This is a genomic window from Pseudomonas oplopanacis, from assembly GCF_057128725.1.
Map to the genome: position 1 here is coordinate 32,302 of NZ_JBSKHV010000020.1, position 12,052 is coordinate 44,353.

Annotated in this window: 9 protein-coding genes; 6 read left to right on the forward strand and 3 right to left on the reverse strand. The window is 59.9% G+C overall.

Going from position 1 to position 12,052, the window contains the following annotated elements:
• Nucleotides 1-104 precede the first annotated feature (104 nt).
• The gene (gene elbB / locus ACWKV5_RS27210) at nucleotides 105-773 is read right to left on the reverse strand and encodes an isoprenoid biosynthesis glyoxalase ElbB (RefSeq protein WP_483843772.1); all 669 of its coding nucleotides are present in this window, start codon (nucleotides 771-773) and stop codon (nucleotides 105-107) included.
• Nucleotides 774-888: 115 nt separating this feature from the next.
• On the opposite strand from elbB, the gene ACWKV5_RS27215 reads away from it, so the two are divergent.
• Entirely contained in the window at nucleotides 889-2,124 is a 1,236-nt protein-coding gene (locus ACWKV5_RS27215) for a sterol desaturase family protein (protein WP_483843773.1), read from the forward strand.
• On the opposite strand, the gene ACWKV5_RS27220 is transcribed toward ACWKV5_RS27215, so the two are convergent.
• On the reverse strand, nucleotides 2,105-2,737 hold the full coding sequence (locus ACWKV5_RS27220; RefSeq protein ID WP_483843774.1) for a DedA family protein: 633 nt from the start codon (nucleotides 2,735-2,737) through the stop codon (nucleotides 2,105-2,107). The two genes, ACWKV5_RS27215 and ACWKV5_RS27220, sit on opposite strands and share 20 nt — an antisense overlap.
• 208 nt (nucleotides 2,738-2,945) lie before the next feature.
• On the opposite strand from ACWKV5_RS27220, the gene hemB reads away from it, so the two are divergent.
• Both hemB and ppk1 read left to right on the forward strand, forming a co-directional pair.
• On the forward strand, nucleotides 2,946-3,959 hold the full coding sequence (gene hemB, locus ACWKV5_RS27225; protein WP_027926437.1) for a porphobilinogen synthase: 1,014 nt from the start codon (nucleotides 2,946-2,948) through the stop codon (nucleotides 3,957-3,959).
• Nucleotides 3,960-3,977: 18 nt separating this feature from the next.
• Nucleotides 3,978-6,206 (forward strand): polyphosphate kinase 1, encoded by a 2,229-nt coding sequence (ppk1, locus tag ACWKV5_RS27230; RefSeq protein WP_483843775.1) that lies wholly within the window; start codon nucleotides 3,978-3,980, stop codon nucleotides 6,204-6,206.
• Nucleotides 6,207-6,278: 72 nt separating this feature from the next.
• Here the strand turns inward: ppk1 and ppx are convergent, their stop codons facing one another.
• Nucleotides 6,279-7,781: an exopolyphosphatase gene (gene ppx / locus ACWKV5_RS27235; RefSeq protein WP_483843776.1), complete on the reverse strand. Its 1,503-nt coding sequence runs from the start codon at nucleotides 7,779-7,781 to the stop codon at nucleotides 6,279-6,281.
• Nucleotides 7,782-8,064: 283 nt separating this feature from the next.
• On the opposite strand from ppx, the gene trxA reads away from it, so the two are divergent.
• The 3 genes from trxA (at nucleotide 8,065) to ACWKV5_RS27250 (ending at nucleotide 12,051) form a co-directional block, all read left to right on the forward strand.
• On the forward strand, nucleotides 8,065-8,394 hold the full coding sequence (trxA, locus tag ACWKV5_RS27240; protein ID WP_008150340.1) for a thioredoxin TrxA: 330 nt from the start codon (nucleotides 8,065-8,067) through the stop codon (nucleotides 8,392-8,394).
• 247 nt (nucleotides 8,395-8,641) lie between these two features.
• Entirely contained in the window at nucleotides 8,642-9,901 is a 1,260-nt protein-coding gene (rho, locus tag ACWKV5_RS27245; protein WP_007942421.1) for a transcription termination factor Rho, read from the forward strand.
• Between the two features lie 146 nt (nucleotides 9,902-10,047).
• Entirely contained in the window at nucleotides 10,048-12,051 is a 2,004-nt protein-coding gene (locus tag ACWKV5_RS27250) for an acyltransferase family protein (RefSeq protein WP_483843777.1), read from the forward strand.
• Nucleotide 12,052 lies beyond the last annotated feature (1 nt).

Sequence of the window (12,052 nt, forward strand, 5' to 3'; positions counted from 1 at the left end):
CCCTGTGGGAGCGAGCCTGCTCGCGAAGGGGTCAGCACATCCAACGATGATGTTGATTGGCAGTCCGTCTTCGCGAGCAGGCTCGCTCCCACAGTTAGATCGGGTCAGGCGTCGTCTTCGTGGGTCAGCTCGAGGACGCGGTCGACCATTTTGTTGATGCCGGACGCGGCTTCGCTGATGCTCTGCGCCAGCATATACGCCGGTGTACTCACCAGTTTGCGCGCCCGGTCCTCGACGATTTCGGTCACCGCGCAATCAGTATGCGTCGCACCCATTTTGTTCATGGCTGCCGCGGTCTCGGCGTCGTTGCCGATGGTGCAGTTAACCCCCGGGCCATAGATCTTCGCCGCCAGCGCGGGCGAGATGCACATCAAACCGACCGGTTTGCCCGCTTCAGCGAATGCTTCGGTTAGCGCCAGGACATCCGGTTGTACCGTGCAACCCGCACCTTCAATCGCAAAGTTCGACAGGTTCTTGGCCGAGCCAAATCCGCCGGGAACGATCAACGCATCAAAATCGTCGACGTCGGCGTCGCGAATGTCCTTGATATTGCCCCGGGCGATCCGCGCCGATTCCACCAGTACGTTGCGCGACTCGGGCATTTCCTCTCCGGTCAGGTGATTGATTACATGCAATTGCGCAATGTTCGGCGCAAAGCACTGCACCTGAGCGCCACGCTGGTCCAGTCTCAGCAGGGTAATCACGCTTTCGTGGATCTCGGCGCCGTCGTACACGCCACAGCCGGAAAGGATCACTGCAATTTTTTTGCTCATGGGTTGTTCTCCAGATTCATGGCGTTAAATGTCCACTAATTTGTCGCTCGTTGCCATAGGGTAAATGGGCGGCTACACCTAGCATCTGTCCTCAAGATTCCGATCAGGGCGCGTCATGGACTTCATTCTGTATGCGGTGCCGTTTTTCATTGTGCTGATCGCTGTCGAACTGCTGGCTGATCGTTGGCGCGGGGTCAGTCATTATCGCGTGGCCGATGCGATCAACAGCATGAGCACCGGTGTGCTGTCGACCACCACGGGCCTGTTGACCAAGGGTGTCGGGCTGCTCACCTATGGGTTTGCCCTTGAGCATGTGGCGCTGTTCGAGCTGTCGGCCGACAGCGTCTGGGTCTGGGTGTTGGCCTTTGTCCTCTACGACTTCTGCTACTACTGGCTGCACCGCATGGGCCACGAACGCAATATCCTCTGGGCCGCGCACTCGGTGCATCACCAGAGCGAGGAGTACAACCTCTCCACGGCGTTGCGCCAGACCAGTACCGGCTTCCTGCTGGGCTGGATTTTCTACCTGCCGATGGCGGTGCTCGGCGTGCCACTGCTGGTGTTCGTCAGCGTCGCGGCGCTGAATCTGCTGTATCAGTTCTGGGTCCATACCAGGCACATTCCCAAGCTTGGCTGGTTCGAATGGTTCTTCGTGTCGCCGTCCAATCATCGGGCCCACCATGCGCAGAACGCTCTCTACATGGATCGCAACTACGGCGGGGTGTTCATTATTTGGGACCGTCTGTTTGGCTCATTCCAGGAAGAAGACGATAACGAGCCGGTGATTTTCGGTGTGACCACGCCGTTGGCGAGCTGGAATCCGCTGTGGGCCAACGTGCAGTTTTATGTGCAACTGTGGGATGACGCGCGGCGGGCCGAGCGCACGTGGGACAAACTGCGGATCTGGTTCATGCGCACCGGTTGGCGTCCGGCGGATGTGGCGGCCAGGTACCCGATGAACAAGCCCGACTTGAACCTGTTCCGCAAATTCGAGGTGCCGCTGGACGGCCGTCAGCAACTGTATGTGGCGCTACAGTTCTGCGCCTACATCGCGTTGGGCAGCTACTTGATGAATCTGGAGCGCAGCTTGCCAACCGCCGCATTGGTACTCGGCTGGAGTGCGGTGGCGCTGGGGTTGTTTACGTTGGGCGTGGCCCTGGAGAATCGCCCGTGGGCGTTGAAGCTGGAGCTGCTGCGATTGGCATCGAACGTGCCGTTGGTATGGCTGGCGCCAGTGGTCGGGCTGTGGCCGGCCAGCACAGTGGGCTGGATCGGCCTGCTCAGTTACAGTCTGCTTAGCGCTATCGGTCTCTACTGTTGCAGAAACCGCTTCACTCGCTTGGCGTCTTAGGCACTTCGGCGTGAGCCCTGGCGGCTTTCAGGGCTTGCTCGTCGGCGTAAATTTTCTTCGCCAGACGGGCATTCTTGAAACGCCGACGCAGCCACAGGCCCAGGCCCAGTACCAGCAACGCGCCGAGCACCCACAGCTCGTACTTCTTGACGCTGCCGAGCATGCCTTCCAACACGGCGCCAAAGTGGTAAGCCGCCGCCGCCAGGGCTGCCGCCCAGATCGCCGCACCAATGCCGTTGAGCAGCAGATAACGTCCCGGCGGATAACCTGACAGGCCGATGGCCACCGGCATCACCGTGCGCAAACCGTAGACAAAGCGGAAGCTCAGCACCCAGATGTCCGGGTGCTTGCGGATATGTTCCAGCGCCCGATCGCCCATCATCTGCCAGCGCGGCTTGCGGGCCAGCAATTTGCGCCCGTGCTTGCGCCCCAGGAAGTACCACAGCTGGTCACCGGCATAACTGCCGAAGAACGCCACGACCACCACCAGGTTGATGTCCATGTATCCGCGGAACGCGAGGAAGCCGGCGAGCACAAGAATGGTTTCGCCTTCGAAGAACGTGCCGAGAAACAGGGCAAAGTAGCCGAAGTCATGCAGAAATTGTTGGAGCATTGTCTGGGTGCTGGCGAAATGAACGCGCAGCCTAACCCTTCGTGCACATTCATGAAAGTGTCCAAATGTGTCTCGACGTGAACATTTCCTACAACGACAATGGAATGCGGCTACCTGTTACAGGGGTGCACATAACTGTAATACGTTCGTCATAATGGCCGCTTATAACTGTCACGCTCGCCCGTAAGCGCGGGCTCAGGAGTCTGCCGTGAGCTTTACCCCCGCCAACCGTCTGTTCCCCGCAACCCGCCTGCGCCGTAACCGTCGTGATGATTTTTCGCGTCGACTGGTCCGTGAAAACGTTCTGACCGTCGATGACCTGATCCTGCCGGTGTTCGTCCTGGACGGTGAAAACCGTCGCGAAGCGGTGGCCTCGATGCCGGGTGTCGAACGCCTGACCATCGACCTGTTGCTGGAAGAAGCGGCCAAATGGGTCGAACTGGGGATTCCGGCGCTGGCGCTGTTCCCGGTCACGCCGCCGGAGCTCAAGACACTGGACGCCGCCGAGGCCTGGAACCCGAACGGTATCGCCCAGCGCGCCACTCGCGCCCTGCGTGCGCAATTTCCGGAACTTGGAGTGATCACCGACGTTGCCCTTGACCCGTTTACCACCCACGGTCAGGACGGCATCATCGACGAAGAAGGCTACGTGCAGAACGACATTACCGTCGATGCACTGGTCCGCCAGGCCCTGTCCCACGCCGAGGCCGGCGCCCAAGTGGTGGCTCCCTCGGACATGATGGACGGCCGCATCCAGGCGATCCGCGAAGCCCTCGAGCTGGCTGATCACGTCAACGTGCGGATCATGGCCTATTCGGCAAAATACGCCAGCGCCTACTATGGCCCGTTCCGCGATGCGGTGGGTTCGGCGCTGAACCTGGGCAAGGCCAACAAGGCCAGTTATCAGATGGACCCGGCCAACAGCAACGAAGCCCTGCACGAAGTGGCGGCGGACTTGTCAGAAGGCGCGGACATGGTCATGGTCAAGCCAGGCATGCCGTACCTGGACATCCTTTACCGGGTCAAAGAAGAATTCAAAGTGCCGACGTTTGTTTATCAAGTCAGCGGCGAATACGCCATGCACATGGCGGCGATCCAGAATGGCTGGTTGAGCGAAGGGGTGATTCTCGAATCCCTGACCGCTTTTAAACGTGCAGGCGCCGATGGCATCCTGACTTACTTTGCCGTCCGCGCCGCTCAACTGTTACGAGAGCAAAAATAGCCCTCCCAGGAACATTCCATGAATACCGAAGGACTCACTGAAGTTGCCGTAAAAGAGGCTCAACCCCTGGTCGAGCAAATCGCCGAAACCCCACCGGAGCTGGAGCCTGCTCCGCCCGCGGTGGTGGCCGAAACCGCTGCCGCAGCCGCGGCGCCGGCGATTGCCATTCCCGGTCTGGATGACAGCAGCCTGTACATCCACCGCGAGCTCTCGCAACTGCAATTCAACATTCGCGTGCTGGAACAGGCGCTGGATGAGTCCTACCCTTTGCTGGAACGGCTGAAATTTCTGCTGATCTTCTCCAGCAACCTGGACGAGTTCTTCGAAATTCGTGTGGCCGGCCTGAAGAAGCAGATCACCTTCGCCCGTGAACAAGCCGGCGCCGACGGTCTGCAGCCGCATCAGGCCCTGGCCCGCATCAGCGAACTGGTGCACGGTCACGTTGACCGCCAATACGCGATCCTCAACGACATCCTGTTGCCGGAACTGGAAAAACATCAGGTCCGCTTCATCCGTCGTCGTTACTGGACCACCAAGCTCAAGACCTGGGTGCGCCGTTATTTCCGCGACGAGATCGCGCCGATCATCACCCCGATCGGCCTCGACCCGACGCACCCGTTCCCGTTGCTGGTGAACAAGAGCCTGAACTTCATCGTCGAACTCGAAGGCATCGACGCCTTCGGTCGCGATTCCGGTCTGGCGATCATCCCGGCACCGCGCCTGCTGCCGCGCGTGATCAAGGTGCCGGAAGAGGTCGGCGGCGCCGGCGACAACTATGTGTTCCTGTCGTCGATGATCCACGCTCACGCCGATGACCTGTTCCAGGGCATGAAGGTCAAGGGCTGCTACCAGTTCCGCCTGACCCGAAACGCCGACCTGGCGCTGGACTCCGAAGATGTGGAAGACCTGGCCCGTGCATTGCGCGGCGAGTTGTTCTCGCGTCGCTACGGTGACGCGGTGCGTCTGGAAGTGGCGGATACCTGCCCGAAACACCTGTCGGACTACCTGCTCAAGCAATTCAACCTGAGCGAGTCCGAGCTGTATCAAGTCAACGGTCCGGTGAACCTGACGCGTCTGTTCAGCATCACCGGCCTGGACAGCCAGCGCGAGCTGCAATACCTGCCGTTCACGCCGCAGATCCCGAAGCTGCTGCAAAACAGCGAAAACATCTTCAGCGTGATCAGCAAGCAGGACATCCTGCTGCTGCACCCGTTCGAATCGTTTACCCCGGTGGTCGACCTGCTGCGTCAGGCCGCCAAGGACCCGCACGTTCTGGCCGTCCGCCAGACCCTGTACCGTTCGGGTGCCAACTCGGAAATCGTCGATGCGCTGGTGGATGCCGCGCGTAACGGCAAAGAGGTCACGGCGGTGATCGAATTGCGCGCACGCTTCGACGAAGAGTCCAACCTGCAACTGGCCAGCCGTCTGCAAGCGGCCGGTGCGGTGGTGATTTACGGCGTGGTCGGTTTCAAGACCCACGCCAAGATGATGCTGATCCTGCGTCGCGAGGCGGGCGAAATCGTTCGTTACGCGCACTTGGGCACGGGCAACTATCACGCCGGCAACGCGCGCCTCTACACCGACTACAGCCTGCTGACCTCCGACGACGCTTTGTGCGAGGACGTCGGCAAACTGTTCAGTCAATTGATCGGCATGGGTAAAACCCTGCGCATGAAGAAGCTGCTGCATGCGCCGTTCACGCTGAAGAAGGGCATGCTCGACATGATTGCCCGGGAGACTCAGTTCGCTCTCGACGGCAAACCGGCGCACATCATCGCCAAGTTCAACTCGCTGACCGATCCGAAGATCATCCGCGCGCTGTACAAGGCCAGCCAGTCGGGCGTGCGTATCGACCTCGTCGTACGCGGCATGTGCTGCCTGCGTCCGGGCATCGCCGGGGTTTCGCACAACATCCATGTGCGCTCGATCATCGGCCGCTTCCTGGAGCACACCCGGGTCTTCTACTTCCTCAATGGCGGCGACGAACAGATGTTCCTCTCCAGTGCCGACTGGATGGAGCGCAACCTCGACAAGCGCGTCGAGACTTGCTTCCCGGTGGAAGGTCGCAAGCTGATTGTGCGGGTCAAGAAGGAGCTGGAGCTGTACCTCACCGACAACACCCACAGCTGGAGCCTGCAGTCGGACGGTCGTTACATCCGCAACACGCCGACCGGCAACCAGAACCCGCGCAGTGCGCAGGCGACGTTGCTGGAGCGTTTGGGCAGTCCGATCCTGACCGTTCGTTAACCCACAGGGGATTGTGTCGCTTGCTGAATCGCGAGCATAAAAAAGGCCTTCCGAAGAAGGCCTTTTTCAGTTTCAGCGGGCGTTCAGGACAATGTCGACACGGGTGAGCCATTCCGCTTCGATGGCGAAGTCGGCCTGGGTCAGTTGGTTGTCGTCCAGCCATTGGTCCGGGAACACCACCTCCAGACTGTTGCCATTGGCGTGCAGTTCCACCTGAGGCATTTGCTGAGTGCCGCGGATGTGATGGAACAGGATCGCAAAACGCAGCAGCACGCACAGGCGAATCAGCTTGATGCCGTCATCGCCGAACTCGGCGAATTTGTCCTTGGGAATGTTGCGTCGGTGACCACGCACCAACAGCGCCAGCATTTGCTGGTCCTCGCGGGAGAACCCGGCCAGGTCCGAGTGTTCGATCAGGTAGGCGCCATGCTTGTGGTACTGATAGTGAGCGATGTCCAGGCCCACTTCGTGGACCTTGGCGGCCCAGCCGAGCAGTTCGCGCCAGACACCGTCATCCAGGCCCCAATCCTTGGCCACTTGATCGAAGGCGTGCAACGCCTTGCGCTCGACCCGCACCGCTTGTTCCTGATCGACGTGATAACGCTCCATCAACGAACTGAGCGTGCGCTCACGGACGTCTTCGTGATGATGGCGACCCAACAGGTCGTAGAGCACACCTTCACGCAGGGCACCTTCGCAGTGGTCCATGCGCTGGAGTTCGAGGGCGTCGAAAATAGCCTCGAGGATCGCCAAACCGGCCGGGAAAATCGCCCGGCGGTCAGGCTTGATGCCGTCGAAGTCGATTTTATCGACATCGCCGAGCTTGATCAGTTTGCGTTTGAGCCAGGCCAGGCCTTCGGCATTCACCTCGCCCGTGCCGTGGCCGCCGGCCTTCAGTGCCAGGCCGATGGCGCGGATGGTGCCCGAGGAGCCGATGGCTTCATCCCAGGTCAGGCGGTGCAGGGCGTGCTCGATGCTCATGATCTCCAGCCGCGCCGCGGTGTACGCCTGGGCGTAACGGGCCGGGGTGATCTTGCCGTCCTTGAAATAGCGCTGGGTGTAGCTGACGCAGCCCATTTGCAGGCTTTCGCGCAGCAGCGGCTCGAAGCGCTGGCCGATGATGAATTCGGTACTGCCACCGCCGATGTCGGCCACCAGGCGTTTGCCCGGAGTGTCGGCGAGGGTGTGGGACACGCCGAGGTAGATCAGGCGCGCTTCTTCACGGCCGGAGATGACTTCCACCGGGTGCCCGAGGATGTCTTCGGCGCGGCGGATGAATTCGGCGCGGTTACGGGCCTCGCGCAGGGCGTTGGTGCCGACGATGCGCACGGCGCCCGGGGGCATGCCGTTGATCAGTTGGGCAAAACGCTTGAGGCAGTCGAGCCCGCGTTGCATGGATTCTTCGTTGAGATGGCGCTCTTCGTCGATGCCGGCGGCCAGCTGGACCTTCTCCCCGAGACGCTCGAGAATACGGATTTCGCCGTTCTGGGCCTTGGCCACGACCATGTGAAAGCTGTTGGAGCCCAGGTCGATTGCGGCGATCAGGGACAGATTCTTGGCTTGGGATTGCGGCATGGTCAGGGGGTCTCGGTCGATAACCTCGACATCGTGCCACGATCAAAGGCTGGCGCCAACGCGCAGTGTTCAAAGCGTTGATCCAGCACAGTAATGCCAGTGACCGCGCCAAATGTCGCATTGCGTACCGAAATCTGCTGCCTCCGGTCCCGGCCCTCCCTGTCTTGAGCTATACCCAAACTCATGGACCACCATAGCGAGACTCAATCATCTGCACCTTCCTGAACGAAGGAAGGGCGGCTATGATGGGCCACGTTTTTTTGCTTACAACCTGGAGACTTCCATGAGCAGCGATCTTATTAAACACGTCACCGACGCTAGCTTCGACGTCGACGTCCTCAAGGCCGAAGGCGCTGTACTGGTCGACTACTGGGCTGAATGGTGCGGCCCATGCAAAATGATCGCTCCTGTTCTGGACGAGATTGCTGAAACCTACAAAGGCAAGCTGACCGTTGCCAAGCTGAACATCGACGAAAACCAGGAAACCCCGGCCAAGCATGGCGTGCGTGGTATCCCGACCCTGATGCTGTTCAAGAACGGCAACGTTGAAGCGACCAAGGTCGGCGCACTGTCCAAGTCGCAACTGGCTGCCTTCCTCGACGCCAACATCTAAGCGTCGATCAAAGCGTGATCAAAAAGGCCCCGCACATTGCGGGGCCTTTTCGTTATTCAGGGCTAGACGCTCCGAAACTCAGGTGGTACATTCGGCCCCGCACTGGTTTCTCCATTGCCCCCTGCTAGCCGTCGCCGACGCACTCCTTTTCGAATAAGTACGCGATCCTGTCGCCTTCTCTGCGGCGCGGCCTCATTAAGCCAAAAGCTTAATTTCCCCCCTCCATAAATGATTACGTCATTCCTATATGAATCTGACTGAACTCAAGCAAAAGCCGATTACCGAACTGCTCGAATTGGCCGAACAGATGGGCATAGAAAATATGGCCCGTTCGCGCAAGCAGGACGTGATTTTCTCCCTGCTCAAAAAGCACGCTAAAAGCGGCGAGGAAATCTCCGGTGATGGCGTGCTGGAGATTCTCCAGGACGGCTTCGGCTTCCTGCGCTCCGCTGACGCTTCCTATCTCGCCGGCCCGGACGATATCTACGTCTCGCCGAGCCAGATCCGCCGTTTCAACTTGCGCACCGGTGACACCATCGTTGGCAAGATCCGCCCTCCAAAGGAAGGCGAGCGTTATTTCGCGCTGCTCAAGGTCGACACGATCAACTACGATCGTCCCGAGAACGCGAAAAACAAGATTCTCTTCGAGAACCTGACCCCGCTGTTCCCGACTGTGCGCATGAAGATGGAAGCCGGCAACGGTTCCACCGAAGACTTGACCGGTCGTGTCATCGACCTGTGCGCCCCGATCGGCAAAGGCCAGCGCGGTCTGATCGTTGCACCGCCGAAAGCCGGTAAAACCATCATGCTGCAGAACATTGCAGCGAACATCGCCCGTAACAACCCTGAAGTTCATCTGATCGTGCTGCTGATCGACGAACGTCCGGAAGAAGTGACCGAAATGCAGCGCACCGTGCGCGGCGAAGTGGTTGCCTCGACGTTCGATGAACCGCCAACCCGCCACGTGCAGGTTGCCGAAATGGTGATCGAGAAGGCCAAGCGCCTGGTCGAACACAAGAAAGACGTGGTGATCCTGCTCGACTCCATCACCCGTCTGGCTCGCGCCTACAACACCGTGATCCCGAGCTCCGGCAAAGTGCTCACCGGTGGTGTCGATGCCCACGCCCTGGAGAAACCGAAACGTTTCTTCGGCGCCGCGCGGAACATCGAGGAAGGCGGTTCGCTGACCATCATCGCCACCGCGCTGGTTGAAACCGGCTCGAAGATGGACGAAGTGATCTACGAAGAATTCAAAGGCACCGGCAACATGGAACTGCCTCTGGATCGCCGTATCGCTGAAAAACGCGTCTTCCCGGCCATCAACATCAACCGTTCCGGCACCCGCCGCGAAGAGTTGCTGACCGCCGACGACGAGTTGCAACGCATGTGGATCCTGCGCAAGCTGCTGCACCCGATGGACGAAATCGCTGCCATCGAGTTCCTGGTCGACAAGCTGAAAACGACCAAGACCAACGACGAGTTCTTCTTGTCGATGAAGCGTAAGTAAGACGGTTTTTCAGCCGCTGAAAATGGCGTCCTTCGGGGCGCCATTTTTTTTGCAGAAAAAAGGGAGGTTTGCGGCTGGGATTGGTCTGTACAGAATCGAAAGGGTCGACGGACCCAAAACTCAAATCTGAACGGCATTTTTTGTTTATGAGCACTCTTGCTTATCGAAGGGATATCGACGGCTTACGCGCAATCGCGGTGATTGCGGTGGTGTTGTTCCATTTTGGTGTTCCTGGCTTCACCGGCGGCTTCGTCGGTGTTGATATCTTCTTCGTGATTTCCGGCTACCTGATCACCTCGATCATCTGGAATCAGCGCCAGGCCGGGCGCTTCAGCTTTGTGGATTTCTGGGCGCGTCGTGCGCGGCGGATCCTGCCGGCGCTGTTCGTGATGATTCTCGCGGTGCTGGCGGTGGGCTGGTTTCTGATGGCGCCCAAGGATTACGAAGAACTGGGCCGCTCGGTGCGTTACCAGGTGATGTTCGTTTCCAACATCCTGTTTATGCGTCAGGACGGCTATTTTGATGCTGCTTCCGATCTCAAACCGTTGTTGCACATGTGGTCGCTGGCGGTTGAAGAGCAGTTCTATATTGTCTTCCCGCTGTTGCTGACGGTGCTGTCGAGTCGCCTCAAGCATTGGCGACTGGCGTTGTTCGGCGTGTTGTTGGTGTCATTCGGGCTCAGCGTCTGGGCCGTGGCGCATCATCCCGAGAAAGCCTTTTTCCTGTTGCCGATGCGCGCCTGGGAGCTGTTGGCCGGCGCCATGCTGGCGGTTGCGCCAAGAACTGGCTGGCGCCTGACCTCTACGGGGGCGCAAGTGGTGAGCCTGGCCGGCTCTGCTTTGATTCTGCTGGCCGTGTTCTGCTATGACAAAAGCACGCCATTCCCCGGCGCCGCCGCATTGCTGCCGACGCTGGGCGTGGTGGCGCTGATCTGGGCCAACGGCCATCGGCAAACACTGGTCGGTGGCTTGCTCGCCAGCCGTTTGTTGGTCGGGCTCGGGCTGATTTCCTATTCCTGGTACTTGTGGCACTGGCCGGTGTTCGTCTTTGCCAGCTATGCCAGCGTCGATGAGCCAGGCCCGTTTGATATTTCGGGGTTGATTCTGCTCAGCCTGGTGCTGGGTTATCTGTCGTGGCGATTCGTCGAGACGCCATTGCGCGAGCGGCGATTGTTGGCGGAGCGTCGGCAGATTCTGCTCGCGGCGGCCTGTGGTGTGCTGGTGCTGGGGCTGGCCGGCCAGACGTTGCGCTGGACCGATGGTTTGCCCGCGCGCCTGCCTGAGCAGGCCTTGCAGTACGCCAAAGGGAAAGAGTGGCGTGCGGAACTGATGCGTTGCCTGGCCAATGACAAAACCCCTGACGACAAGCTCTTTTGTCATTACGGGACGCCCACACCTACCGCATCAAAGGCGCTGGTCTGGGGCGACAGTCATGCCACGGCGCTGATTCCGGTTTTCGACGATGGCGCGCAAAAACACGGCGTCAGCGTGATACTCGCCAGTTCCCCGGGCTGCATTCCGGTCGCAGGGCTGGAGCACCATTCGCAGTGTGCCCGCTTCAACCGCCGGGTCGAGCAGGCCATGAAGCCGCAATCGGTGGGCGATGTGGTGCTGGTCGCACGCTGGAGCCTGTACCTCTATGGCGATGTGAAAGGAGACCTCGGGTATGTGCTGCGCGACTCCCAGGGCCGTTATGACCGGGCGATCGCCGAACAACGCCTGGCCGAAGGGTTAACGGCGACTGTCCGGCAGCTGCGCAATGACGGGCATCGCGTCTGGCTGGTCAAAGAGGCGCCGCTGCAACAGTTCAGCCCGCCTTACCGCCTCAGCCGCTTGGCGATGTTGCATCGGCCAACCGATGATGTTGGATTGCCGGTGGCGGAGCACTTCAAGCGTCAGGCCTTCATCAGCCAGTTGTTCGCGCAAATAGCGGCCGCCAATCCCGGCGTAACCGTGGTCGACCCCGCGCCGCTGCTGTGCGATGACGAAGGTCTTTGCCGCGCCGAACTCGACGGTCATTCGCTGTACACCGACGACAATCACTTGTCCGAGGTCGGGGCACGGTTCATCGCGCCGGCACTTGAGCCGTTGTTCAGGCACCTGCAAGCCCGGTCAACACTCGGCAATGGCAACCAAAATGCGGTCAGGTAAT

What these genes read in the sequence shown, in the direction of transcription:
- elbB (WP_483843772.1), bottom strand. Translation starts at nt 773, where the DNA reads ATGAGCAAAAAAATTGCAGTGATCCTTTCCGGCTGTGGCGTGTACGAC.
- ACWKV5_RS27215 (WP_483843773.1), top strand. Translation starts at nt 889, where the DNA reads ATGGACTTCATTCTGTATGCGGTGCCGTTTTTCATTGTGCTGATCGCT.
- ACWKV5_RS27220 (WP_483843774.1), bottom strand. Translation starts at nt 2,737, where the DNA reads ATGCTCCAACAATTTCTGCATGACTTCGGCTACTTTGCCCTGTTTCTC.
- ppk1 (WP_483843775.1), top strand. Translation starts at nt 3,978, where the DNA reads ATGAATACCGAAGGACTCACTGAAGTTGCCGTAAAAGAGGCTCAACCC.
- ppx (WP_483843776.1), bottom strand. Translation starts at nt 7,781, where the DNA reads ATGCCGCAATCCCAAGCCAAGAATCTGTCCCTGATCGCCGCAATCGAC.
- trxA (WP_008150340.1), top strand. Translation starts at nt 8,065, where the DNA reads ATGAGCAGCGATCTTATTAAACACGTCACCGACGCTAGCTTCGACGTC.
- rho (WP_007942421.1), top strand. Translation starts at nt 8,642, where the DNA reads ATGAATCTGACTGAACTCAAGCAAAAGCCGATTACCGAACTGCTCGAA.
- ACWKV5_RS27250 (WP_483843777.1), top strand. Translation starts at nt 10,048, where the DNA reads ATGAGCACTCTTGCTTATCGAAGGGATATCGACGGCTTACGCGCAATC.